At 66.8% G+C, this 23,651-nt stretch carries 23 protein-coding genes and 2 pseudogenes; 7 read left to right on the plus strand and 18 right to left on the minus strand.

Annotated elements, in window-relative coordinates; all coding sequences use genetic code 11:
• Nucleotides 1-31: 31 nt before the first annotated feature.
• Together FHU31_RS03100 and FHU31_RS03105 are read right to left on the minus strand one after the other, a co-directional pair.
• On the minus strand, nucleotides 32-862 hold the full coding sequence (locus FHU31_RS03100; RefSeq protein WP_167155772.1) for a succinate dehydrogenase subunit SdhC: 831 nt from the start codon (nucleotides 860-862) through the stop codon (nucleotides 32-34).
• Between the two features lie 38 nt (nucleotides 863-900).
• Complete coding sequence (locus tag FHU31_RS03105) at nucleotides 901-1,203, minus strand: Rv0250c family protein (RefSeq protein WP_167155774.1); 303 nt, start codon at nucleotides 1,201-1,203, stop codon at nucleotides 901-903.
• A gap of 116 nt (nucleotides 1,204-1,319) precedes the next feature.
• On the opposite strand from FHU31_RS03105, the gene FHU31_RS03110 reads away from it, so the two are divergent.
• Both FHU31_RS03110 and FHU31_RS03115 read left to right on the plus strand, forming a co-directional pair.
• A complete protein-coding gene (locus FHU31_RS03110; protein ID WP_167155776.1) occupies nucleotides 1,320-2,075 on the plus strand; it encodes an isocitrate lyase/PEP mutase family protein in 756 nt (251 codons plus the stop codon).
• A gap of 108 nt (nucleotides 2,076-2,183) precedes the next feature.
• Nucleotides 2,184-3,020 (plus strand): hypothetical protein, encoded by an 837-nt coding sequence (locus FHU31_RS03115; protein ID WP_167155779.1) that lies wholly within the window; start codon nucleotides 2,184-2,186, stop codon nucleotides 3,018-3,020.
• Between the two features lie 75 nt (nucleotides 3,021-3,095).
• Here FHU31_RS03115 and FHU31_RS03120 read toward each other — a convergent pair.
• The 6 genes and pseudogenes from FHU31_RS03120 to FHU31_RS03145 all read right to left on the minus strand — a co-directional run.
• Nucleotides 3,096-3,494 (minus strand): annotated as a pseudogene (locus tag FHU31_RS03120) (thiamine pyrophosphate-dependent enzyme); the annotation flags it as partial.
• 134 nt (nucleotides 3,495-3,628) lie between these two features.
• Nucleotides 3,629-5,035, minus strand: coding sequence for an IS1380 family transposase (locus FHU31_RS03125; protein WP_167155782.1), 1,407 nt, complete (start codon nucleotides 5,033-5,035; stop codon nucleotides 3,629-3,631).
• Nucleotides 5,036-5,154: 119 nt separating this feature from the next.
• Nucleotides 5,155-6,411: pseudogene (locus tag FHU31_RS03130) on the minus strand (acetolactate synthase large subunit); the annotation flags it as partial.
• A gap of 61 nt (nucleotides 6,412-6,472) precedes the next feature.
• Nucleotides 6,473-7,408 (minus strand): aldo/keto reductase, encoded by a 936-nt coding sequence (locus FHU31_RS03135; RefSeq protein WP_167155785.1) that lies wholly within the window; start codon nucleotides 7,406-7,408, stop codon nucleotides 6,473-6,475.
• A complete protein-coding gene (locus FHU31_RS03140; protein ID WP_167155788.1) occupies nucleotides 7,405-8,115 on the minus strand; it encodes a cysteine hydrolase family protein in 711 nt (236 codons plus the stop codon). Before FHU31_RS03140 ends, FHU31_RS03135 begins: the two co-directional genes overlap by 4 nt.
• 96 nt (nucleotides 8,116-8,211) lie before the next feature.
• Entirely contained in the window at nucleotides 8,212-8,817 is a 606-nt protein-coding gene (locus tag FHU31_RS03145) for a TetR/AcrR family transcriptional regulator (protein WP_167155791.1), read from the minus strand.
• Nucleotides 8,818-8,952: 135 nt separating this feature from the next.
• Here FHU31_RS03145 and nirB point away from each other — a divergent pair, with 135 nt between their 5' ends.
• Complete coding sequence (gene nirB, locus FHU31_RS03150; RefSeq protein ID WP_167155794.1) at nucleotides 8,953-11,514, plus strand: nitrite reductase large subunit NirB; 2,562 nt, start codon at nucleotides 8,953-8,955, stop codon at nucleotides 11,512-11,514.
• A complete protein-coding gene (gene nirD / locus FHU31_RS03155) occupies nucleotides 11,511-11,882 on the plus strand; it encodes a nitrite reductase small subunit NirD (protein WP_167155797.1) in 372 nt (123 codons plus the stop codon). The genes nirB and nirD overlap by 4 nt, the downstream gene beginning before the upstream one ends.
• On the opposite strand, the gene FHU31_RS31395 is transcribed toward nirD, so the two are convergent.
• The 10 genes from FHU31_RS31395 to FHU31_RS03205 all read right to left on the minus strand — a co-directional run bounded on the left by FHU31_RS31395 (nucleotide 11,848) and on the right by FHU31_RS03205 (nucleotide 19,910).
• Nucleotides 11,848-12,249: a helix-turn-helix domain-containing protein gene (locus FHU31_RS31395; protein WP_234901127.1), complete on the minus strand. Its 402-nt coding sequence runs from the start codon at nucleotides 12,247-12,249 to the stop codon at nucleotides 11,848-11,850. The two genes, nirD and FHU31_RS31395, sit on opposite strands and share 35 nt — an antisense overlap.
• A 393-nt stretch (nucleotides 12,250-12,642) precedes the next feature.
• Complete coding sequence (locus FHU31_RS03165) at nucleotides 12,643-13,338, minus strand: sirohydrochlorin chelatase (protein WP_167160565.1); 696 nt, start codon at nucleotides 13,336-13,338, stop codon at nucleotides 12,643-12,645.
• Nucleotides 13,338-14,483, minus strand: a complete 1,146-nt coding sequence (locus tag FHU31_RS03170) for a uroporphyrinogen-III synthase (RefSeq protein WP_167155799.1) — start codon at nucleotides 14,481-14,483, stop codon at nucleotides 13,338-13,340. Before FHU31_RS03170 ends, FHU31_RS03165 begins: the two co-directional genes overlap by 1 nt.
• 203 nt (nucleotides 14,484-14,686) lie before the next feature.
• Nucleotides 14,687-15,226 carry a GNAT family N-acetyltransferase gene (locus FHU31_RS03175; RefSeq protein WP_167155801.1) on the minus strand — a complete coding sequence of 180 codons (540 nt, stop codon included), beginning with the start codon at nucleotides 15,224-15,226 and terminating at the stop codon, nucleotides 14,687-14,689.
• Between the two features lie 27 nt (nucleotides 15,227-15,253).
• Entirely contained in the window at nucleotides 15,254-16,135 is an 882-nt protein-coding gene (locus FHU31_RS03180) for a 5-oxoprolinase/urea amidolyase family protein (RefSeq protein ID WP_167155804.1), read from the minus strand.
• Complete coding sequence (locus FHU31_RS03185; protein WP_167155807.1) at nucleotides 16,132-16,776, minus strand: 5-oxoprolinase subunit B family protein; 645 nt, start codon at nucleotides 16,774-16,776, stop codon at nucleotides 16,132-16,134. The genes FHU31_RS03180 and FHU31_RS03185 overlap by 4 nt, the downstream gene beginning before the upstream one ends.
• A gap of 74 nt (nucleotides 16,777-16,850) precedes the next feature.
• Nucleotides 16,851-17,492 (minus strand): queuosine precursor transporter, encoded by a 642-nt coding sequence (locus FHU31_RS03190; protein ID WP_167160567.1) that lies wholly within the window; start codon nucleotides 17,490-17,492, stop codon nucleotides 16,851-16,853.
• 79 nt (nucleotides 17,493-17,571) lie between these two features.
• Nucleotides 17,572-18,513 (minus strand): ABC transporter substrate-binding protein, encoded by a 942-nt coding sequence (locus FHU31_RS03195; protein WP_167155810.1) that lies wholly within the window; start codon nucleotides 18,511-18,513, stop codon nucleotides 17,572-17,574.
• 98 nt (nucleotides 18,514-18,611) lie between these two features.
• Complete coding sequence (locus tag FHU31_RS03200) at nucleotides 18,612-19,304, minus strand: maleylpyruvate isomerase family mycothiol-dependent enzyme (RefSeq protein ID WP_167155813.1); 693 nt, start codon at nucleotides 19,302-19,304, stop codon at nucleotides 18,612-18,614.
• Between the two features lie 9 nt (nucleotides 19,305-19,313).
• Nucleotides 19,314-19,910, minus strand: a complete 597-nt coding sequence (locus tag FHU31_RS03205) for a TetR/AcrR family transcriptional regulator C-terminal domain-containing protein (RefSeq protein ID WP_167155816.1) — start codon at nucleotides 19,908-19,910, stop codon at nucleotides 19,314-19,316.
• Nucleotides 19,911-19,989: 79 nt separating this feature from the next.
• On the opposite strand from FHU31_RS03205, the gene FHU31_RS03210 reads away from it, so the two are divergent.
• Genes FHU31_RS03210 through FHU31_RS03220 form a run of 3 tightly spaced genes read left to right on the plus strand, consistent with a single transcriptional unit; the run spans nucleotide 19,990 to nucleotide 23,642 of the window.
• Nucleotides 19,990-20,970, plus strand: coding sequence for a nitrilase-related carbon-nitrogen hydrolase (locus FHU31_RS03210; protein ID WP_167155819.1), 981 nt, complete (start codon nucleotides 19,990-19,992; stop codon nucleotides 20,968-20,970).
• Nucleotides 20,967-21,980, plus strand: coding sequence for an agmatine deiminase family protein (locus FHU31_RS03215; RefSeq protein WP_167155822.1), 1,014 nt, complete (start codon nucleotides 20,967-20,969; stop codon nucleotides 21,978-21,980). Before FHU31_RS03210 ends, FHU31_RS03215 begins: the two co-directional genes overlap by 4 nt.
• Nucleotides 21,981-23,642 (plus strand): amidohydrolase, encoded by a 1,662-nt coding sequence (locus FHU31_RS03220; protein ID WP_167155824.1) that lies wholly within the window; start codon nucleotides 21,981-21,983, stop codon nucleotides 23,640-23,642. It begins immediately after the preceding gene.
• Nucleotides 23,643-23,651 lie beyond the last annotated feature (9 nt).

Consider the following 23,651-nt stretch of genomic DNA (forward strand, 5'->3'; position numbering starts at 1 on the left):
CTATCGAAAAACACAGTTGTGAATTGTTCTGTTAACCAATGAATCTGAGATCGGAGATGGTGCCACTGGCCACCAGCATGATGTAGAAGTCCGTCAGCATGAGGGTGCCCAGCGTGATCCAGGCGTACATCTTGTGCCGGGTGTTCAGCCTGCTGACCTGCGTCCACATCCAATACCGCACAGGGTGTTTGGAGAAATGCTTGAGCTTGCCGCCGACGGCGTGCCGGCACGAGTGACACGAGATCGTGTAGACCCACAGCATGATGACGTTGACCAGCAGGATGATGTTGCCCAGGCCGAAGCCGAAGCCACTGGCGGTCTTGTCCGAATGGAAGGCGATGATCGCGTCGTAGGTGTTGATCACCGAGATGACCGCGGCGATGTAGAAGAAGTACCGGTGGGTGTTCTGGATGATCAGCGGCAGACGCGTCTCACCGGTGTACTTGGCGTGCGGTTCGGCCACCGCGCACGCGGTGGGGGACTGCCAGACCGAGCGGTAGTATGCGCCCCGGTAGTAGTAGCAGGTCAGCCGGAACAGCAGCAGGAACGGCAACGACAGCGCGGCGTAGGGCAGCCACCAGACGTCAGGAAGGAACTGCGGCCAGAAGTGGCTTGCTTCCGGCACGCAGCCCTTACTGACGCACGGTGAATAAAACGGTGTCAGGTAGTGATAGGCGGGAACGTAGTAATTGCTCTGCAGGAAGGCACGCACCGTCGCGTAGATGACGAATGCGGCGAACCCGAGATCCACGATGAGCGGAGACTTCCACCACGCGTCGGTGCGCAGGGTGCGTTGTGAAATCTGAGCTCTCGTTGGTGAGAAGACGCCGGTACCTTGACGATCCGAGGTCGGTGCGCTCACTGAGTTCCCTCTTTTTCTGTTGTGTGCTGGCGCGGTGCTTACCGCGTGCCGCCGAGCCCTTCGTCGTCGACGTCGCGCCAGAAGTCACTGTCATAGTCGGTGTCGGGGATGGAGATCTTCTCCACCGAATGCGGGTGGTGCACCGTCCGTCCGCCGCGATCTGTCTCAAGCTCTCCGGCGTCGATATCGAGGCGGTCGATATCGTTGAGCATGCGTTCGGCGTCGTTCACGATGCGGCGCATCGCGGGGCTGTCGCTGTGCCGGGCCGCCAGCGATGTGACGCATCGGCGAAGGCCGCCGATGAGTTCGTGGAGTTCGGCAATCTCGGTCGTAGTGGACAAACTAGTGACCTCCTTGGACTGAAGGGTGTCATGGCTCACATTACGCATTTGATGTTAGCCACAACACGGACTCCGTAGTGAGACAGATCACGTCTACGAAACGAGAGGTAACCCAATTGTCGAATCAGGTGCTTGTGGAGAAAGCCGCTGCGCTGCTGGCGCTGCACCGTCCTGGCAATCCCGGGGTGCTCCCCACGGTGTGGGACGCGTGGTCGGCGAACACCGTGGTCAACGCAGGTTTCAGTGCCCTCACGGTGGGCAGCCATCCCGTCGCGGACTCCCTCGGAAAGCCCGATGGCGAAGCGATCAGCTTCGATGATCTGCTGACCCGCGTCGCGCAGATCACCGCCGCCGTCGATGTCCCCGTGTCGGTGGACATCGAGTCGGGTTATGGCGAGTCGCCCGCCCGGTTGATCGACGGACTGCTGTCGGTCGGGGCAGTGGGGTTCAACCTCGAGGACACCGTGCACAAAGAGGGCGACCGGCTGCGCACTCCCGAGGAGCATGCGGCGCTCGTGGGCGAACTGCGCGCCGCGGCTGATGCGGCCGGGGTGCACGTGGTGATCAACGCCCGTACCGACATCTTCATCAAGAAGGAAGGCGCTGATTCCGACCGCGTGCAGCGCGGTATCGACCGGCTCACCCTGGCCGCCCAAGCCGGCGCCGATTCACTGTTCCCGGCCGGCCTGCAACCCGCCGATGGATTGGCGACCCTGGTCGAGGCCGTGCCGCTGCCGGTCAGTGTCACGGTCAAGCCCGATGCCGATCTGGCGGCGCTCACCGCCATCGGCGTCGGCCGGATCACCTTCGGCCCGTTCCTGCAGTGGGCGCTGACCGAGAAGATCAACGAGATCCTCACCCGCTGGAAGTAGCGAGCTGGTTTCCGACGTTCTGGTGTCCTGAATGCCCGCGCCATGACCGGAACGTCGGAATCCACAGCACCAGGGAGCCGCCGCGGCGTCCCGTGCGTCTGAACAGATGTGCGCATACCGTTCGTGGGCAGCGCGGCGGTCACCGAGGGCCATCTCAGCCGGTCACAGCTGCGTACGAGCTACCGGCCCATTTATCGCGGTATCTACGTCCCGGCTCGCCACGAGCCGACGCTGCGCGATCGGATTGTCGGTGCCTCGTTGGCCACGGGCGGGGTGATCGCTGGTGTTGCGGCTTCCGCGTGGCACGGCGCGAGTTGGGTCGATGCGGACACCGATATCGAGGTCGTTTCCACCGGCCGCCCGCAGCGCGGCCTGGTCCTGCACAACGAGCGGATCACGTCTCACGAGATCACCTGCATCGACTGCGTGCGCGTCACCACGCGTGCCCGGACCGCCTTCGACCTTGCTCGGCGTCTGCCGCGAGATAAGTCTGTCGCCCGTCTCGATGCCCTGATGCACGCCAACCCGTTCGCGATGGATGACGTCTATGCGCTGACCGGGCGCAACCCACGGGCGCGCGGATTACCACTGCTTCGCAAAGCGCTACCGCTGGTCGACGGCGGGGCAGAGTCACCGCGGGAAAGCTGGCTGCGACTCCTGTTCATCGACGCAGGATTGCCAAAGCCCACAACACAATTCGTCCTCTACGAGGACCGTCGCTACGTCCGCCGGATCGACATGGTGTGGACGGAGTTCAAGGTAGGGGCCGAATACGACGGCGCCCAGCACCTCACCAGCCGCGCCCAGTACGCGAAGGATGTGTGGGCGGCCCGCGCGCTCGCGAGACTCGACTGGCACATCGTGCACGTCATCAAAGAGGACGACTCCCACGAGATCGTGAACGAGGCACGCGCAGCGCTGCTCTCCCGCGGCTGGCGTCCGTGAATCCCGACGTTTTGGTGCCCTGGCCGTCGTCGGAGCCGCCAGAACGTCGGAAACCAGGCTCAGGCGCCAGGCCCGCTACAGCGTGTCGTCGAGCTCCCCGAGCCTGTTGGTCAGGCTGATGTTCTCCGAGTAGTCGACCGGGCAGGCGATGATGGATACGCCGTCGGAGGCCAGCGCGGTGCGCAGCGTCGGCAGCAGTTCGTCGGCGGCGTTGATCCGATACCCCTTGGCGCCGAAGCTCTCGGCATACTTCACGACGTCCGGGTTGGTGAAACCGACGTTGTAGTGCGCGCCGAGTTCAAGGTCCATCTTCCATTCGATGAGACCGTAGCCGTTGTCCTCCCAGATCAGCACGACAAGCGGAATCTGTTCCCGGACAGCCGTTTCGATCTCCTGGCTGTTCATCAAGAAGGCGCCGTCACCCATCACCGCGAGAACCTTGGCATCCGGCCGGGCGAGTTTCACACCTAAGCCTCGATCCACCGACTGACCTCGGTGACGGGAGTCGTTTCTCGTTGATGCCGATGTTCGGGATGCGGGCATGAGGTGGCCCCGCTGGTCTGGCCAGCTTTTCCTGTGTGCTCCGGTCGGGCCTGTTTGGCAGTTGATCAGGGGATCGCGCGTTGTGGTGGGCTGTGTCCGATGATGCTGCGCCACAGGGCAAGCCAGGCCTTCGACCAGGGCCAGCGGCTAGGTAGGTGCAGGGCTGGTCGGCGCTGTGGACGGGCCAGTCGGGCTGGCACGTTGACGATGCGGCGGCGCAGCGTCGATCCCCGCGCTCGGCCGTGACGTTCTCCGGCGAGGACTCCGGCGGCGCGCAGCAGGTTGTGGGCGATCGCCGCGCACAGCACCCAGGCGGAGTTCGCGCCGAACCGGCCCGACGGGATGTGCGCCAACGCTCCGTCGATCAGATCGGCGAACACGGTCTCGATGATCGCGTGCTGGCGGTGGGTGACGTCGGCCTCGGTGACCGGCAGGTCGGTGTTGGTCAGGAACGGGTGATACCGCCACACCGGGAACAGCGCGTCGGGGTAGCGGGCGTCTTTGACGCGGCGCACGACCAGGCGGGCGGTGATCGCATCGGGGGTGGATGCGAATGCGGTGTAGGGGATTTCGGCGACTTCGGCATCGGAGATCCAGGCCCCCGTATCGGGATCTTGGACCGCTCCGGGGTAGGACACCGGTGTCCACGCGTCGTCGTCGATGGCGGCCAACGCGCGGTCGATGGCCGGGTTGCGGGTCATCACCAGCGAGAACTGGGCGCCTGCGCGGACACACGCGGCGACCACCTTGCGGTTGCCGTAGGCCGAGTCGCCGCGGACCAGGATCTTCCCGCTGGCACCGGCGGCGCGGGCGGTGCTGATGGCTTGGGCGACCATCCGTGCGGCACCCTTGCCCGAGTTGGCCTTTCCGGCGCGGAGCCGCATCCCGGCGATCACCGGAGCCGAGGACGCGGTGCTGATCGTGGTGGCGAGCGGGGACAGTCCCTTGCGCAGGATCTGCTTGCCGGCGATCTTGGTGTGCCCGTAGGAGGCGCCTTGTTTGGCGTGGCCGTAGACCGGGCGCAGCAACGAGTCGATGTCGATGAACACCCGTTGTTCGGCGGCGTTGGGGAGCAGGTCGACCCGGCCGCACAACGCCACCAGGTGCTCGCGCAGCACCGACTCCAACTGGCGGGCGTGACCGAAGGTGAACTCCCGCAGCAACGTTCCCACCGTCGACGGTGCGTACACGCCGTCGAAGAGCGACTTCATCCCGCCGCTGCGCAGGATGTCGACGTCATCGATGCAGTCCGCACCGGCAACCATGCCTGCGACCACGGTGGCCAGCTTCGGTGCCGGGTTCGCCGACCCGGACTTTATCCGCGGCGCGCTGATGTGGACCTTCTCGCCGAGCAAGCGCGAAAGCCCGGTCTGCTCGGCCAACGTCATCACCGCAACCACACCGGCACACGACACGAGATTGCCATCGTCGAACACCGCTGAATCCGAGGCGAACCTATGCGAAACTTGCACCGGAAGTGCCTTTCCGAACTGGACCGATTGATGCGTGAGAACACCAATCATCCCAGCCCAGAGGGCACTTTCCTCATTCCGACACCCCTATACAACCAGGTCAGTCGGTGGAACGAGGCTAAGGCGCCGGGCAGGGAGAACGCCATGGTGGACAGCCCGTTGGAGATCAGACAGGTGTTGCGCTCATAGGTCGGGTAGAGCCTGGCCATCCACATCTTGGCCGCACCGGTGTCGACCAACACGATATCGCTGCGTCCCAGCGCGGCCCGGGTATCGGCCACCACCCGGGCCGGGGCCAGCGGGTAGCGCGCATCATGGGCGCCGCGTGCGATCTCCTCGGCGAGCAGATGAGCGCCGGGCGCGGGGCGCTCCCGGTCGTAGCGTTGCCCGGCCATCGCCTCCCGGATTGCGTCGAGTGAGGCGCTGATATCGCCCATGATGCCGACGTCGACGGAGTAGTGCGCGTCCACCTCGGCCGGAAACCGGTGCACGTGGATGATCCGCTTGTCGGCGTTCGGGTTGATCCGCACCGGGTCGAATTCCTGCAGTTCATAGCCGACGGCGATGATGGTGTCGGCATCGTCGAAGCCGAAGTTCACGTAGTCGTGCCGCATGAAGCCGAGGGTGCCCATGCCGTTGGGATGATCGTCGGGCATCACACCCTTGCCGTGGAAGGTATTGGCCACCTGGATGCCGAGTTCTTCGGACAGCTGCACCAGCGCCGTCGTCGCATCCGCACGGGCGGCGCCGTGGCCGGCCAGGATCACCGGCCGTTTCGCCTCCTTCAGCACCGCGACGGCGCGCGCGATCTGGCCGGGGGAGGGGGATTCGGCGCGAACCACGTTGCGTGGCAGTGGGTGTAACGCGTAGTCGCCTTCGTCGGCGTCGATGTCCTCCGGGATGGCGAGGTACACCGCCGCGGGACGCTCGGTTTCGGCGAGTTTGAATGCCTTACGGAACATCTCGGGGATGGCCAGTGGAGTGGGCACCCCGTCGGACCACCGGGTGATGGGCGCGAACATCGACACCAGGTCGACGTACTGGTGGGATTCCTTGTACTCGCGGTTGCGTCCCACCTGTGCCGAGATGGCCACCAAGGGGGTGCTGTTGGTGGTCGCATCGGCCACCCCGAGTTGCATGTTGATCGCGCCCGGGCCCAGCGTGCTCGACACCACGGCGGGTCGTCCCGTCACACGCCCGTACATCTCGGCCATGAATGCGGCGGCCTGCTCGTGGCGGGTCAGCACATAACGGATCGTCGACGAGCCGGCGAGCGCCTGCACGAATCTGATGTTCTCCTCGCCGGGGATCCCGAAAACCAGTGAAACTCCCTCTGCTTCAAGGCACTCGACCATCAATTGCGCTGCCGTGGGCATTCTCAGACCTCCAGATCACGTTTCCACCGACACGCTACGCCGGTCTGGCCGCGCGCCGGCATCAGCTGCCGGCGGGCACCTCGGTGAATCCTGGTTCGCCGGCGTCGACAACCGAGTTGAATCGGCGGCGGGTCTGCAGGTGATGGCTGATCTGGTCCATCGCGTGTTCCGAAAGTGCAGTGACGTCGAAGTTCTCGGCTATCCGCGTGACGCTGACCGACGACGTGAGAACCGCGGTGCCGCGCTGGATGCCCCAGGCCAGGAGCACCTGGGCCGGGGTTTTCCCCGCGTCGGCCGCGATGGCGACGATGACCGGGTCATCGAGAAGCCGCGGCTCCAGGGCATGCCCCAGCGGCGCGAACGCGAGCAGGGCGATGTCTTCGGCTCGGCAATAGTCATGCAGCTCCCACTGCGGGTGGTAGGGGTGCGCTTCCACTTCCACGACCGCCGGTTTGATCCGGGACGCGGTGACGATTCTGCGGGTGCCCTCGACGTCGATATCGGACAGACCGATGGCGCGGGTGAGCCCGGCGTCGACCAGCTCCTCCATCGCGGCCCAGGTTTCTTCGAGGGTGACACCGTCGTCATACACGACGGCACCGGAATCATCGCGGGGATCCTGGTCGTCGCCAGGCCGGAATGCGAACGGGGTGTGCATCAGGTAGAGGTCGGCGGCCTCCACCCCGAGCCGGCGCAGGCTCGCCTGCAGGGCGGGTTTGACCCGTTCCGGGCGGTGGTTGTTGTTCCACAGCTTGGTGGTCAGGAACAGGTCGTCGCGCCGGACGGTACCGGCGTCGAACACATCTTTGAGCGCCTCACCCACCTCGGCTTCGTTGCGGTAGCGCTCGGCGGCGTCGAGGTGCCGGAAGCCCATCTCGACAGCGGTTCTGACCACCTCGCGGGTGCGCCGACTGTCGGAGATCAAGGTCCCGAACCCGAGGGCGGGCATCTCGCCGGCATCGTCGCGCAGCTTGATCCGTTGTTCGAAAAGTCTCATTTCTGTTCTCCTTGAAGGTGTTTGATGGCCTGCGCGGTGGTCCACACCGCGCTGGCGAGGAAGCGGAAGTTCACCAGTGCCGCCAGGTACCCGTCGCCTTCGGGCAGGCGCGGCCCGGCGGTGGCATCCTTGACCACCGCCACCTCGAAACCCTGCTCGATGAGTTCGCGCAGGTGTCCTTCGACGCACAGGTTGGCGGCCATTCCGGCCAGGATCACCTGGCTCACACCACGTTTGCGCAACTGAAGGACGAGGTCGTTCGATTCCGGGCCGACGATCTTGTGTGGTGAGGTGATCACGGTTCGTCCGTCGTGGATATGGCAGTGGTATGCGGGCAGGAAGTCCGCGCCCGAGCCGGTGAACCCGTCGAGGGTGTACGCCCCCTGGCGTGCGAACATGCCGACCGAACTCATGAACTGTTCGAGCGGATCGCCGAAAGTCCACTGTTCGTCGGTCGGATAGAAGTAGTGCGGAGACACCGCGACGGTGATGTCGGCCGACTTCGCGGCGCGCAGGAGTTCACCGATGTGGGCGACGGTGTCGTTCTCGATGACGCTGGGCCCGAACGCCGCCCAGGACGCCCCCTCGGCGCTGAGGAAATCGATCTGCGGATCGGTGATGACGAGCGCCGCGCGCTTCGCGTCGAAGACGAACCCGGAGGCCGGCAAGGCGGGGTTCGCGGGTTCTCCCGATGTGGTGAGCTTCATTGGACCGTCCTTGTGTGGGTGACTGCCCACAATAATAAGTGACCGGTCGTCTATTAACAACGTGCCTGAGGTGTGATGCGTCAGACTCGCGGTGGATCAGGGCGTGAGGAGGGCGGGGATCGTGACCGCTTCGAAGCGCTGATAGGGGGCGCGGCTGCGGATGACCTTCCCGCGCAAGGCGGCGCCCTCCCACGCTTCGATCAGGGTGGCGGCCAGTTCGCCGGCATCGATATCGGTTCTGATGTCGGCCCTGAAGTCTTCGCCGTCACGCTGCCCGGAACGCACGCACGCCGCGAGTGCGTCATCCCAGCGGTCCAGGATGCGCAGCAGTTCGGCGCGGACCGACTCGCTGGACCCGCCCAGTTCCAGCGACAGGTTGCCGACCAGGCAGCCGAGCAGGAAGTCTTCGGCCTCGTGATCGTCGGTGAGTGCGCGGAAGAAGCGGATGATCCGCTTGCGCGCCGGCCCGTTCGACTCCAGGATCGGCAACAGCCGTGCTTCGATATCGGACCAGTAATGGTTCAGGATCGCGGCGCCGAACTCTTCCTTACTGGGGAAATAGGCGTAGAAGGAGCCTTTCGGCACGCCGGCGACGTCGGTGATGTCTTTGACCCCGCTGGCGGCGAACCCGCGGGCGTGCACCAAGCCGAGGCCGGCGTCGAGCAGGCGCTGGCGTACCTCGGGATTCGCGGGACGGGGCACGATGAAATCATAGCCGACCGGTCACTTATCGACAGGAGGGCACTCACACCCGCCTCCCGGCCGATGTGAGAACACCGTGACGGCCGCTTCACACGACGCGACATTTCGGCAATATCGACTCCCTAACGTCGTGGTATGCACTCAGCCAAGCATGTTGTCGTGGTCGGACACGGCATGGTCGGACACCGGTTCGTCGAAGCCCTGCGATCCCGGGACACCGAAGGCTCCTGGCGGGTCACCATCCTGTCCGAGGAAGCCGATGCGGCATACGACCGCGTCGGTCTGACGGGATACACCGAGCACTGGAACCGGGCCGCGCTGGCCTTGTCCGGTAACGACTATGCAGGCGACAACGACGTCGTGCTGCACCTCGGCTTGGCGGCCCGGGAGATCGACCGGGTCGCCAAGACCGTGACCGCCGCCGACGGCCAGGTGCTGGAATACGACGCCCTGGTGCTGGCCACCGGGTCGTACGCCTTCGTGCCCCCGGTGCCCGGACACGACCTGCCGCAGGTGCACGTCTACCGCACCCTCGATGATCTGGACGCCATCCGCGCGGGCGCGAACACCGCCCTGGCCACGAGCACCCCGGTGGGTGTCGTCATCGGCGGCGGCCTGCTCGGTCTGGAAGCGGCCAACGCCCTGCGTGGGTTCGGGCTCACCACCCACGTGCTGGAGATGTCGCCGCACTTGATGGCCAACCAACTCGACGAGGCCGGCGGTGTGCTGCTGAGCCGGATGATCAAAAGCCTCGGTATCGAAGTGCACACCGCGGTGGCCACCGAGAGCATCGCCCCGGCGCAGCGGCACCGGCCCATCCGTAAATCCGCCGTCGACGATTCGATGCGGGTCACACTCAACGACGGCAGCACCATCGACGCCGGCGTGGTGGTCTTCGCCGCCGGTGTGCGCCCGCGGGACGAACTGGCCCGCGCCGCCGGCCTGGACATCGCTCAACGCGGTGGCGTGCTCACCGACCTTTCCTGTGTCACAAGCGATCCGCACATCTACGCCATCGGCGAGGTGGCTGCCATCGAAGGCCGCTGCTACGGGCTGGTGGCCCCCGGCTACACCACCGCCGAAGTGGTGGCCGACCGGCTGCTCGGTGGCGAGGCCGAGTTCCCCGGCGCGGACATGTCGACCAAGCTCAAGCTGCTCGGCGTCGACGTCGCGAGTTTCGGTGATGCCCAAGGACATACGCCGAACTGCCTGGAGGTCGTGGTCAACGACCCAGTCAAGCAGACCTACGCCAAACTGGTGCTCTCCGATGACGCCAAGACGTTGCTCGGCGGCATCCTGGTCGGCGACGCGTCGGCCTACGGTGTGCTGCGGCCCATGGTGGCCAGCGAGCTGCCGGGTGACCCGCTGGCACTGATCGCCCCGGTGACCGACGGCGACGCACCGGCACTCGGTGTCGGGGCGCTGCCCGATCTCGCCCAGATCTGCTCCTGCAACAACGTCACCAAAGGTGATCTCAAGGAGGCCATCTGCGGTGGCTGTGACGACGTCGCCGGCCTGAAGAAGTGCACCCTGGCCGGCACCTCGTGCGGATCATGTGTGCCGCTGCTCAAGCAGCTGCTGGAGGCCGAGGGGGTCGAGCAGTCCAAGGCGCTGTGCGAGCATTTCGGCCAGTCGCGTGCCGAGCTGTTCGAGATCGTCAGTGCCACCGAGATCCGCACGTTCTCCGGCCTCATCGAGAAGTTCGGCACCGGAAAGGGTTGCGATATCTGCAAACCCACCGTCGCGTCCATCCTGGCGTCCACCAGTTCGGATCACGTGCTCGACGGTGAGCAGGCTTCGCTACAGGATTCCAACGACCACTTCCTGGCCAATATCCAGCGCAACGGCAGCTACTCGGTGGTGCCGCGGTCACCCGGCGGCGAGATCACCCCGGAGCAACTGATCCTGATCGGCGAGATCGCCCGGGATTTCGACCTCTACACCAAGATCACCGGTGGGCAGCGCATCGACATGTTCGGCGCCCGGGTCGATCAGTTGCCCGAGATCTGGCGGCGCCTGGTCGAAGGCGGCATGGAATCGGGTCAGGCCTACGGCAAATCCCTTCGCACCGTGAAGAGTTGCGTGGGCAGCACGTGGTGCCGGTACGGCCAGCAGGATTCGGTGAACATGGCCGTCGAGATCGAGAAGCGCTACCGCGGTCTGCGTTCACCGCACAAGATCAAGATGGCGGTGTCGGGCTGCGCTCGAGAGTGCGCGGAGGCCCAGAGCAAGGACGTCGGGGTCATCGCCACCGAGCAGGGATGGAACCTCTACGTGTGCGGCAACGGCGGTATGTCGCCGCGGCACGCCAAACTGCTGGCCAGTGACCTCGATGACGAGACCCTGGTGCGGTACATCGACCGGTTCCTGATGTTCTACATCCGCACTGCCGATCGGCTACAGCGCACCGCGCCGTGGCTGGAGGCCATGGACGGCGGACTCGATCACCTCCGTGATGTGGTGTGCAACGACTCGCTCGGCCTGGCCGCGGAGTTCGAGGCGGCCATGGAGCGGCACGTCGCCGGCTACGCCTGCGAATGGAAAGGTGTGCTCGACGACCCGGAGAAGCTGTCGCGTTTCGTGTCGTTCGTCAACGCCCCCGATGTGGTGGATCCCACGATCGAGTTCACCGAATCCTCGGGCCGCAAGGTGCCGATCGGGATGCCCACCCTGCGGCCAGTTCAGGAGAAGTCATGACCTTGCTCGACGACCGCAAAGACGTTGACGCCCAGGGTGACTGGGAGTGGGTCGAAGCCTGCCCGTACGACCGGCTTTTGCCGTGCCGCGGCGTGGGCGTGCTGTTGCCCGACCAGACCCAGGTGGCACTGTTCCGCCTGGACGACGGGTCGCTGCATGCCGTCTCCAATATCGACCCGTTCTCCGGTGCCGCGGTGATGTCACGTGGGATCGTCGGGGACCGTGCCGGCCGCGCCTGCGTGCAGACGCCAATCAAGAAGCAGGCCTTCGCCTTTGACGACGGCAGTTGCCTGGACGACCCGGACGTGTCGGTTGCGGTGTTCCGGACCCGGCTTACGCCGGACGGTCTTGTGCAGATCGCTGTGTAGCGGCGGCGGCCCAGTGGGCGTCCCGGCCCGGTCCGGGCCGGCGCACGACGTCCCCACGCCGCTCCAACACGGTGAGATTCCGATAGACCGACTCGATCACCGCGCTTTTGCCCAGAGCCTTGCCCTTGAGCTGCACGTAGTCGCGCAGTTCCGCGGTGGTCATCGTCCCGTCCGTGTCGTCTAACGCGGTGAGCAGCCACTCCCGTAGCTGCGCCGCCCCCATTGTGAAGCCATCGCAGAGATAGTAGCCGAGGAGTGCGACGCGTCCGACCAGTTGCGTTATGTCAACCTCGGACGTCGAGTTCAATTTGAAAAGTGCTGCGCCATCTGGTAATTGCCGCCAACCTTTCGTGCAGGTGAACATCAAGCGGCCGACTCGAGCCAACCGTCGGCACTGACTAGTATCGATCCTGAAGTGGGGGGCGTTATGGGGATGCGTTCGGTAGCGACGCTGGTCGGAGCGGCAGGGGTGCTGGGCTCGCTGCTGGCCCTCGCCACAGCCGTCGGACTTGGGGCGGTGGACCGCAGCGGCGCACCCATTCCGTGCGGGGACGGCTTCCGTCCCGATTTCGAGGTTGCCGCCAAGGTGGACCGGCTCAACTTCGACCAGAACATCCTGAGCGGGCCGCAGTTCGAGACCAGCGACTACGCCGAACAGTGCGACGGGTTGATCGACACCCGGCGGACGGTGGCCGCGGCGGTTGCCCTTGGGGGAGCGGTGCTGCTGGGGTCCGTGTCTGCGGTCCCGTACCTGGGCCGGCTACGCCGCGGTGGGCAGGCCGACCACACCGGCCCGGCGGAACCTGCCGGCGATCAGCCGGACCATGCCCGGGTGGATGCCGAGTGGGTCGCCGACGATATCGGCACCGGAGGCACGCAGCCGATCCTGGAAAAGCCCGTCGGCCAGCAGATAGGACGCGACCGCCACCCGTCCATCCGTGCGGTGGCGCGCAGCTTGGACGGCCTCCGCGACGGTGGGGGCCCCGGTAGCGGCGAAAGCAAGCTCTACGCGGTCTCCGGTCAGGGCCGATAGCATCGCCGCGGTCTTACGCAGATCGGACTGCGCACTGCGATCCGAGGTGCCCGCGGCCGCCAGGATGACGGAATCGCCTGGCCGCCAGCCTGATTCGAAGAGTCTGTCGGCCATGACCCGCACCGTTCCGTGGCATGGCCCCAGCGGCTGGGTGACAACGACCCGCTGGTGCCCGCTGGCCGCGACATGGGCGGGCACGTCCACCCGCACGTGGTAGCCACCGGCCAGGAACGCCGGCACCACGACGGCCGGTTCGTGTGCGGGCAACGAATCGAGCACCTCGCACGGCGTCGGCCCGAGGACGTCGACGAACGCCACGCGCACCTCACGGTCCAACACCGAGGAGACGCGCTGCGCCAGCTCGCCGACCATGTTCACCCCGCCGGCCTTACGGGTGCCGTGCGCCACCAAGACGTATCTCATCATGCACCCACCGGGAATTCGTCCACGGCCAACCGATAGCCGCGCTTGACGACGGTTGCGACGATGTTCTTGTCGCCCAGCGCCGTTCGTAACCGCAGCACCGCCGTTTCGACGGCGTGGGTGTCGGTGCCACTGCCGGGCAGGGCGCCCAGCAGGTCGGCGCGTGACACCACCGCGCCCGGCCGGTGCGCAAGCGCGCGGATGGTGGCCATACCCGCCGGCGGGAGCTCCTTGACCACCTCGTCGACCATCACGCAGGTGCCCCGGATCTCCAGGACATGTCCGGCCACCCGGATACGGCGGGACTGCAGCAGCGGCAGCTCATCGGTGATGTGCCGGGCCAGCGCACCCAGGCGCATCCGTTCCGGGGCCGAGGTGGGCACGCCGAGCCGGACCAGCGGCCGGGCGGTCACGGGGCCGACGCACATGGCGTGCACGGTGGTGCGCAACGCGTGCAGCAACGAGTCCTCCACACCGAGTTCGGCCGCCCTCATCAACGTGGCCGCGACGGCGGGGGCGGAGGTGAAGCTCACGGCATCGAATCGTTGATCGGCGATGGCCATCACCAGTTGGTCAAAGGCGCCACCGCGTGGTGCGGGATGCCAGCGGTACACCCGGATGGGCACCACGTGGGCGCCGGCGGCCATCAACTCGTCGAGGAATTCCGGGAACGGATCCCACTCGTCGGTGGCACCGTGCAACTGCACGGCTATCCGCATGCCGACGATGCCGCCCTCCAGCAGATAGTGCAGCAGTTCGCGGGAGGACTCCGATTCCGGCGACCACTCCTCGGGCAGGCCGGCCGCGCGTAACGCCCCGGTGGCCTTCGGCCCGCGGGACACAATCCGCGCCTTGGACAGCGCGGAGGTCAGTTCGCGGGCCAGTCCCCAGCCGTCGGCGGCGGCGATCCACCCGCGCAGCCCGATCCCGGTGGTGGCGATGACGATATCCGGCGGGGCCGCGATGAGGGCCTCGGTGTTGGTGCGCAGTTCGTCGTCGTCGGGAAGCGGGACCATGGCGATGGCGGCCGCGCTCGTGACGTCGGCACCGCGCCGCGTCAGCAGTGCGCTCAGCTCCTCGGAACGCCGAGCCGAGGTGACCGCAACCCGGAACCCGGTGAGCGGAGCCCAATCAGGTTCGGTCATGGCACCTGTGTATTCAGCTCATGTTTCGGGCGGGTTACCCGGCCGTTGCCGAGGTGTGTCGCGTCATCGCGAAGGTGCTGCGGGCTGCGCATGCCACCCACGTTAGGAAGGCTATGTTGCGCGAACACTCTCTGCGATAGCCCAGCTGTGAACTTCCGCTCACTGCCGCCAGAGTACTCCTGTGAGATCCGTGGGCAACGGTTTCACCAAATGTCGCCGTCCCGCCAATCGCAGGTCAGACCCCCGTCGGGGTCGAGTTGTGCGGTCAACGGCAACACGTAGACGGCTCCGTCGTCATCGGGGGTCGGGGTGATACCCGACGGGGTCAACGCGGAGGTTGCGCCCCGCCACTTCACCCAGCCGCGCGCGTCGTACAGCGAGCGTCCCGCGTCTGAGGAACTGAGCGCACCGACCTCGTAGGCGCCCCGCAGCACCTGCTCGACGGCGTCCAGCACGGCTCCCGCCAGCCCCTGTCCGCGCCAATCCGCACGCACGGCGACCGCTTCGACGTACCCGCAGCGCAGGGCGCGGCCCTGGTGCAGCAGCCGGCGTTGCACCACGGCCCCGTGGGCGATGATCGCGCCGTGGTGCCAGACGAGCGCGTGCATCCCGCCCAGCGCATGCTCCCAGTCGGCGTCAGTGAAGTCGCCCGCGAACGCGTCGAGCACCATCTTGCGGGCGTCGGCTCGCGTTTCACCGTCGAGATCGGCGGTGTGGATCAGGCGTGCGGTGTATGCACCCATACCTGTCGTTCTACCAGGAGCAGTCGCCTACTGCACCGGGCCGCGCGGGTGCGACCAGTGCAACCGAATGGTCTGCCCCGGCCGGGCCTGGCCGACCTTGTCCAGATCGTCGTCGGTGATCACGCCGATCACCGGGTAGCCGCCGGTGACCGGATGATCGGGCCCCAGAATCACCGGGAAACCGTTGGGGGGTACCTGGATTGCGCCGCGGGTGGCGCCCTCACTGGGAAGCTGCCGATCGGGCCAGCGGTACTCCAACGGCATGCCGACGAGGCGCATGCCGACGCGGTCACTGCGATTGGTGACGAGCCAGTTGGTGCGGACCAGGATGTCCGCATCGACGAACCAGTCGTCCCGCGGGCCGGGCACCACGTGCATCTCCAGAACGTCCGGCTCGATGGAGGCCACCGGCGCCTGGTCCAGTTCGGGGAACTCGGCGGTGTGTTCGCCGACCGGCAGCACATCGCCGGCGCGCAGCGGGGCCGGACCGATCGCGGACATCACGTCGTAACTGCGTGAGCCCAGCACCGGGGCCACGTCGATGCCGCCGCGCACCGCCAGATAGCTGCGAAGCCCGGAGTGCGGCGCGCCAAGCGATATCACCTCGCCGTCATGGGCGTAGTGAATGCTGTTGGTGCCGAACGGCTTCCCGTTGACCGACGGATCGGTGTCCGCTCCGGTCACCGCGATCGCCACATCCCCGCCGCGCACCCGGGCCGAGAATCCGCCGAAGGTGACCTCGACGGTGGCGTGCTCACCCGGGTTGGCGACCAGTCGGTTGGCCAGTGTGTGGGCGCGCCGGTCGGCTGCACCGGAACGGGTGACGCCCATGTGCGCCAGCCCGGGCCGGCCCAGATCCTCCACCAGAGCCAACGGCCCGGTGCGCAGCACCTCCAGCGTGACGCTCATCGTGCCTCCTCGAATCGCACGGTCATACCGGGCACCAGCAGGGCGGGCCGGTCGCGGTTGATATCCCACATGACGGCATCGGTGCGCCCGATCAGCTGCCAGCCGCCGGGCGTCTCGCGCGGATAGACACCGCTGAACTCGCCGGCCAGGGCCACCGCGCCGGCGGGGACCCGGGTGCGTGGCTCCGAGCGCCGTGGCACGTGCAGGCGAGGGTCGCCGCCCACCAGATAGGCGAAACCCGGTGCGAATCCACCGAACCCGACCTGCCACAGGCTGCCGGTGTGCGCGGCGATCACCTGGGCGGGACTCAAACCGGTCAGCTCGGCCACCGTGTCGAGATCGGCACCGTCGTAGACGACCTCGATCACCACATCGGGTCCGGCCGGCGGTGCGGTGGCCTCGTGGTCGACGCGCACCTTGCTCAGCCGTTGCCGGGTCGGGGCGACATAACGCGGCCCGGCCAGCTTGAGCAGGATGGTGCGCGACGCGGGGACGATGTCGAGCACACCGAGCAGGTCGGCGTGGCGGATGGCAGCGGCCCAGGCCAATACCTCGGCGGTGCTGCCGAACTCGAGGAGCAGTGCCTGATCCCCGTATTCACGAACGGTGCTGAGCACCGGCGAATCCGTAGTGACGGTCATCTACCAACGCTACCGCCGGGTAAGTTCATTGCGCCGCGGTCTGCGAGCTTTGCCAGAGGAGCCTTAAAGCCGACTTAGGCAGCCAGTGCGTACGTCGGTTCGTGGCGTTTGACGTACGCGATCACCCGGTAGGTGATCGGCAGCATCACGATCTCGACCGCGGTCTTGTAGATCCAGCCCAGCGCGGTGTAGACGGCGAGATCCTTGAAGGTGGTGATGCCGATGGCGCCCGCGGCGATGGTGCAGAACACCAGGGTGTCGCCGAGCTGACCGGCGAAGGTGGACCCGACCAGTCGAGCCCACAGGTGCTTCTCCTTGGTGCGCTCCTTGATGGCCACCACGACCCAGGCGTTGATGGTCTGCCCGACGATGAAGCCGGCCAGGCCGGCGACGATCAGCTGGGTGTAGGCGTGCACGACGTTCTCCAGGTGCGGCTGGTTCTCGTAGAAGTCGGCTGCCGGGAGGTACAGGGTCACCCAGAACATGAGGGCCGCGAGGATGTTCATCGCGAATCCCAGCAAGATGGCCTTGCGGGCCGCCTTGAATCCGTAGACCTCGGAGAGCACGTCACCGATCACATAGGTCAGCGGGAAGACGATGAAGCCACCGTCGGTGAGGATCGGCCCGAACGCCACGCCCTTGGTCGCGGTGACGTTGGAGATGATGACCAGGGCGGTGAACACCGCGACGAAGACCGGATAGTAGGCCGAACCCATCTGCGCGAAACGGGTCGGCTCACGGTCCTCGGTGCTGATCACCCGGATATCTTGTCAGGCCATTGCTGTGGGCCGGTTGCTAGCCCACCACCGCCGCCAGCAGCGGCGGTAGCCGATCGGCGACCAGGGGCAGGGACAACGGCGACGAGAACATGATGGCCGCGGCCAGCTCGGGGTCGGTGAACACGTTGTGTTTCGTACGGGCGGCGATATCCGGTTCGGTCAGCAGGGCATCCCGGGCGGCGTCGCCGTCGGTGGTCCAGATCAACACGTCGGCGCTGCCGAGCTCGGTTTTGAACTTGTCGCGCGGCACCGGGGAGTCCACCGTCGGTACCGAGAAGCCGAGTTCGGTGAGGAATTCACTGCGCCATCCGGTGCAGACCAGGAGGTGGTCGGCACTGAGCGCGCCCTCCAGAAGGAGTGCGGTGTGCCCGGCGAACTGCCCGCTGTTCTTGCCCGCGGTGGTGAACTTGTCGTCCACCTCGGTGACGAGCCGCTGCATCTCGTCGTGCTTGAAGACCGCCTGCCCGATGGTGGTGGCCTGGTCCTTCCACGGTTCGAAGAAGGCCTCCTGGCCGGACTGCGCGACGGTCGGCGCGATCCCGGCGAGCTTGTCGTAGGTGTCCTTGTCCAGCCCGGCGTTGGTGGCGACGATCAGGTCGGGTTTCAGCGCGGCAATGGCGTCGGTGTCGATACCGTTGGCCAGGTTCAGTAGCGCAGGCTGCGCCGAGCCGAGTTTCGCGGTGGCCCAGGGCCAGACCCCGAACGGCTGCCCGCCGAACCAGTCCGTCACCGCGATCGGCACCACACCCACCGCCAGCAGGAAGTCCTGTTCGTTGAGGCCCGCGCTGACCACCCGTGTGGGCGCTGCGGGAATCTTGGTCTCCCCGAACGCGTGCTTGACGGTCACCGACCCGTCCTTGGCCACGGTGCCCGGTTTGGCCTCGGGGCTGCACGCGGCCACCAGTGCCACCCCCGCGGTCATCGCCAGGAAACCGCGCCGGGACAGATGTGTCGACACGCTGCGAGACTAGCTAAGTCTTCTCTGGTACGCCGATTGTGGGTCTTGTGCACGCTGTCCCGTCGAAACGCGTGAACAGGGCCCACACTGGGCGGCGGTTACGGCGTCAACGCCAGCCCGAGTGTGCGCCGCGCGGCGGCCTCGTCGCCGTCGATCCGGGCAACGGCAGGCAGGTCGAGGCGTTTCCACAGTCCCAGGTAGAGCGTCTGGGCATCCGCGGTCAGGGTGGTAACGGGCTCACCGTCGCCGAGGGTCCAGGTGTCTGCCGTGTCGGCGGCCACGATCCGCAGGGGTTCGGACACCGGCCCGCTGCGCTCCATGCGCACCTGGCGGGGGTAGAACATCGACACGACCTCGTCGACGCCGTCGGCGGCGAACGCCGCGTCGAAGACGGGTGTGGTGCCGAAGGCGGATTCCAGGTCGACGCGATGGATGGCGTGCTCATGGGCCTGGCGGCGGATCCACCAGCCCGCGGTCCTGGGCGGCGGCCCGAAATTCCAGCACGGTTCGTCGGCCGCCACGGCGCGCAGGGCGGTGAGGAAGTCGGGGATGCCGTCGATGAAATCGGCGACGGGTGCGGGACCCGGCTCCGGGGTGGATTGCGGCTCCCGGCCACGCAGGATCGAGCGCACCCAGGACTCGACAACCCAGAGGTGGGCGAGCAGATCGGTGACGGTCCAACCCGGGCAGGTGGGTACCTGCCGCTCCAGATCCGGGCCGCCGGCCAGGGCAGTCGCCTGGATGATGATCACGTCGTCCTGCAGTTGCCGCAGCAGCGCATCGTTGTCCACTGGGGCAGATTACGGCCCGCCGATGCCCCGCAGCAGCACGGTCAGCCCGAACTCGAAGGCCTCGTCGGCGCGGCCCGGCCGATGGTCACCGGTGGCCAAGGCGGCAGCGAACTCGGGTGCGACGTCCGGACTTGAGCCCCATGGTGTTTCGGGTGCGGCCGCGTCCAGTGCGGAGCCGAGGACGAAATTGTCGATGAGGGTGATGATGTGCAGCGTCTCGTCGGGTCCGAAGCTCGCGCGGGTGAGCGTCAGGGCGAGCGCGTTGTACATTTCGACCGCGTGCGGACTGCTCACCGGGTACGCCGTCATCAGCGGGATCAATCGCGGGTACCGGGCGTAACTCCGTCGATACGACCGCATGATCGCGGCGACCACCTCGGCCCATGGGCCGTCGAGTTCGGGGAGCTCGACCTCGCTCATCGCGATCTCGCGCAGCAGTTCGACGATCTGTTCGCGGCCGGTGACGTGGTTGTACAGCGAGGACGGGCTGACCTTCAGCTTGCGGGCCAGGTCCGGAATGGTGAATCCGCCGGTCGCAGTGACCAGGTCCATCGCCGCCCGTGCGATGCGGTCGGTGGACAGGATCGGAACTGAAGGTCGGCCCATGCGAATTTCTCCGAACACTTGCGAAGTCGTGGCGTCCATCACACAATAAACGAAATCAATTCGTTTTAGGGGTATCGACATGCTTACCTTGACCGCAGCCGCGCCCGCTCCGCTGTCGCGCACCACCGCCTCCGATCGGGACCCGCTGCGCGTCGCGCTCGTGCAACACCGCTGGCGTGACGACGCTGCCGAACTGGCCCGGGTGCTGCGGGGCGGCATCGACCGAGCCGCGGGCGAGGGGGCCCGGGTGGTGTTCCTGCCCGAGATCACCCTGCTGCGCTACCCGGCCGACGTGCAGGCCGGCCCGAATCCCGGCGACGCTGCGGAGGAGCTGACCGAAGGCCCGACCTTCGCCCTGGCCGCCGAGGCCGCCCGTGCCAACGGCATCTTCGTGCACGCCTCCCTCTATGAAAAGTCCCCTGCCGCAGACGGTCTGGGCTACAACACGGCCATCCTGGTGTCTCCGTCCGGGGAGTTGGTCGGGCGTACCCGCAAGATGCACATCCCGATCTCGGCCGGTTACTACGAGGACACCTACTTCCGGGCCGGGCCGGCAGAGAATGCGTACCCCGTCTACGAGCCCGAGGGCCTCGGCGCGCGGCTGGGCATGCCGACCTGTTGGGACGAGTGGTTCCCCGAGGTGGCCCGCAGCTACTCCCTCGGTGGTGCCGAGATCGTCGTCTACCCGACGGCCATCGGATCCGAGCCGGTGTTCCCGGCCTTCGACACCCAGCCGTTGTGGCAGCAGGTGATCGTCGCCAACGGCATCAACAGCGGGCTGTTCATGGTGGTGCCCAACCGCACCGGGAACGAGGGCGCGCTGTCGTTCTACGGTTCGTCGTTCATCTCGGATCCCTATGGCCGGGTGCTGGTGTCGGCTCCGCGTGACGAGGAGGCCGTGCTGGTGGCCGATCTCGACCTGGACCAGCGTCGCGACTGGCTGGAGCTGTTCCCGTTCCTGTTGACCCGCCGGCCCGAGAGCTATGGCGCGCTGACCGCGCCCGTCGACCCCGAGCGTCCGTACGGTGCGGGGCATGCGGCGACAGCGGTGGTCAAATGACGTATCTCATGCCCGCGGAGGCCGCGCCACAGGACCGGGTATGGATGGCTTTCCCGTCGGCGGGGTATTCGCTCGGTGACACCGAAAGTGAGCACCACGAGGCCAGGTCCACCTGGGCGGCGGTCGCACACGCCATCGCCGAGTTCGAACCGGTCACCATGCTGGTCGATCCGGCCGAGCTGACTGCGGCCAAACGCTATGTCTCCCAATCGATCGAGATCGTCGAAGCACCGCTGAACGACGCGTGGATGCGCGATATCGGACCGACCTTCGTACACGCCGAGGACGGCTCGGTGGCCGCGGTGAACTGGGTGTTCAACGGGTGGGGCGCGCAGGACTGGGCGCGCTGGGATCGGGACGAGAAGATCGGCGCGACCGTGGCGGAGTTGGCCGGTGTCCCGATCGTCAACTCGGAGTTGGTCAACGAGGGCGGCGGTATCCAGGTGGACGGGCACGGCACCGTGTTGGTCACCGAGACCGTGCAACTCGACCCCGGACGTAACCCCGGGCTCGGCAAGGCTCAGGTCGAGGCGGAGCTGGCGCGCACCATCGGCGCGACCGATGTCGTGTGGTTGCCGCGCGGGCTCACCCGTGACTCGCAGCGCTTCGGTACGAGGGGGCATGTCGACATCGTCGCCGCGATCACCGCACCGGGGCGGTTGCTGCTGCACACGCAGACCGCAGACGAACATCCGGACACCATGGTGTGCAAAGAGATTCGACATGCGCTGGAGGATCGCTTCGACATCGTGGACATGCCCGCACCGGATACCCTCACCGACGCCGAAGGCTACGTCGACTACAGCTACATCAACCACCTGGTGGTCAACGGCGGGGTGATCGCCTGCAGCTTCGGCGATCCCCGCGATGCCGACGCCGCTGCCATCCTGGCCGAACAGTATCCCGGGCGCACCGTGGTCGGTGTGGACGCCCGACCACTGTTCGAACGGGGCGGCGGTATTCACTGCATCACCCAGCAGCAGCCCTCGCCGAATACCGAGCGCGCGTAGATGTCTGGGCGTACAGTGCCCCGGGTGGCGACACTGTTTGACAACGGAACAATCTGGACCGGGGCGCAGACCTCGGATGCACTGCTCGTCGCCGACGGCGTCATCGTGGCGCTGGGGCAGCAGGCCCGCGAAGGGCAGGCGGACGAGACCGTGGACCTGGAGGGCGGATTCCTCATGCCCTCCTTCGGGGACGGGCACGCGCACCCCCTGTACGGCGGGCTGGAGGCTGCGGGCCCCCAGGTACGTCAGTGTGGGTCGGTCGACGAAATCGTCGCGGAGGTAGCCAGATTCGCTGCCGAGAATCCGGACGAGGAATGGATCGTCGGTGCGTCCTATGATGGCAGCCTGGCGCCGGGTGGTCTGTTCGACGCACGCTGGCTCGATGCCGCTGTACTGGATCGGCCGGTTGTGCTGCGGGCGTGGGACTACCACACGTTCTGGGTGAACTCCATTGCGTTGCTGCGCGCCGGGATCACCGGGGATATGGACGATCCGGTGCTCGGGGAGATCCCGCACCGTCCGGACGGGTCCGTGCTGGGCACCCTGCGGGAATGGGGTGCCACCGACCTGGTCAGCAATGTCATGCCGGCCCGGGACGAGGCCGTGCGCATCGCGGCGCTCGGCACCGCGGCCGACTACTTTCTGGCCCGTGGTGTCACCTGGGTGCAGGACGCCTGGGTGGAGCCGGCCGACGTAGACACCTATATTGCCGCCGCCGAGCAGGGCGCGCTGCGGATGCGGTTCAATCTGGCGTTCTATGCCGACCCGCGTCATTTCGATTCGCAGGTAACGCAATACGCGTCCGCGCGGGATCGGGTGCAGCAGGCGGGATCGCCGCTGCTGACCGCCAACACGGTGAAATTCTTCGCCGACGGGGTGGTGGAGAACGAGACCGGGGCGCTTTTGGCGCCGTACTGTTCGGGCCTGCACAGCCACGGAGGGCAGGAGCGCAGCGACCCGGGAAGTAGTCACGGAATGACTTTGTGGGAAGGCGATTCGCTGGCCGAGGCCGCCCGCCGGGTCGACGAACTGGGATTCCAGATCCATATCCACGCGATCGGCGATGCCGCGGTGCGCCAGGCGCTCGACGCCATCGAGTACGTGGTGGCGCACAACGGTCCCCGGGACCGGCGGCCCGTCATCGCGCACGCCCAGCTGATCGATGACGCGGATATCGACCGGTTCGCCGCGCTCGGTGTCATTCCCAACATGCAGCCGTTGTGGGCGCAGATGGATGCGCTGATGACGGTGCTGACCATCCCTCGACTGGGTGTCGAGCGTGCCGATAAGCAGTACCGGATGCACACGCTCGAAAACACCGGGGCGGCACTGGCCTTCGGCTCGGACTGGCCGGTGTCCTCCGGGGCGCCGCTGGACGGCATCGCGGTTGCGGTGTCGCGGCGCACCGCCGAGGGTGATCCCGAAGGCGGCTGGATTCCCGAGGAGATCGTGCCCATCGACCGGGCGCTGTCGTCCTATACCGCGGCCGTGGCGTATCAAGCCTTCGCCGAGAACGCGTGGGGCCGCCTCGTGCCGGGCGCCAGCGCCGATCTGGTCTGGCTGGACGGCGATCCGACCACCACTGCCGCGCTGGACCTGCCCGGATTGCGGGTACGCGGCACCTATCTGCAGGGCCGGCGCGCGTACGCAGCCGAACAGTGAAAGGCACCA

This window comes from Mycolicibacterium fluoranthenivorans, from assembly GCF_011758805.1.
Taxonomy (GTDB): domain Bacteria; phylum Actinomycetota; class Actinomycetes; order Mycobacteriales; family Mycobacteriaceae; genus Mycobacterium; species Mycobacterium fluoranthenivorans.

Bases quoted from the DNA above. Each gene is read 5' to 3' on its own strand.
- FHU31_RS03205 (WP_167155816.1), bottom strand. From the start codon at position 19,910: ATGGGCCGACCTTCAGTTCCGATCCTGTCCACCGACCGCATCGCACGG.
- nirB (WP_167155794.1), top strand. From the start codon at position 8,953: ATGCACTCAGCCAAGCATGTTGTCGTGGTCGGACACGGCATGGTCGGA.
- FHU31_RS03180 (WP_167155804.1), bottom strand. From the start codon at position 16,135: ATGAGCGTCACGCTGGAGGTGCTGCGCACCGGGCCGTTGGCTCTGGTG.
- FHU31_RS03140 (WP_167155788.1), bottom strand. From the start codon at position 8,115: ATGAAGCTCACCACATCGGGAGAACCCGCGAACCCCGCCTTGCCGGCC.
- nirD (WP_167155797.1), top strand. From the start codon at position 11,511: ATGACCTTGCTCGACGACCGCAAAGACGTTGACGCCCAGGGTGACTGG.
- FHU31_RS03190 (WP_167160567.1), bottom strand. From the start codon at position 17,492: ATGGGTTCGGCCTACTATCCGGTCTTCGTCGCGGTGTTCACCGCCCTG.
- FHU31_RS03210 (WP_167155819.1), top strand. From the start codon at position 19,990: ATGCTTACCTTGACCGCAGCCGCGCCCGCTCCGCTGTCGCGCACCACC.
- FHU31_RS03135 (WP_167155785.1), bottom strand. From the start codon at position 7,408: ATGAGACTTTTCGAACAACGGATCAAGCTGCGCGACGATGCCGGCGAG.
- FHU31_RS03175 (WP_167155801.1), bottom strand. From the start codon at position 15,226: ATGGGTGCATACACCGCACGCCTGATCCACACCGCCGATCTCGACGGT.
- FHU31_RS03185 (WP_167155807.1), bottom strand. From the start codon at position 16,776: ATGACCGTCACTACGGATTCGCCGGTGCTCAGCACCGTTCGTGAATAC.
- FHU31_RS03170 (WP_167155799.1), bottom strand. From the start codon at position 14,483: ATGACCGAACCTGATTGGGCTCCGCTCACCGGGTTCCGGGTTGCGGTC.
- FHU31_RS03165 (WP_167160565.1), bottom strand. From the start codon at position 13,338: ATGAGATACGTCTTGGTGGCGCACGGCACCCGTAAGGCCGGCGGGGTG.
- FHU31_RS03215 (WP_167155822.1), top strand. From the start codon at position 20,967: ATGACGTATCTCATGCCCGCGGAGGCCGCGCCACAGGACCGGGTATGG.
- FHU31_RS03220 (WP_167155824.1), top strand. From the start codon at position 21,981: ATGTCTGGGCGTACAGTGCCCCGGGTGGCGACACTGTTTGACAACGGA.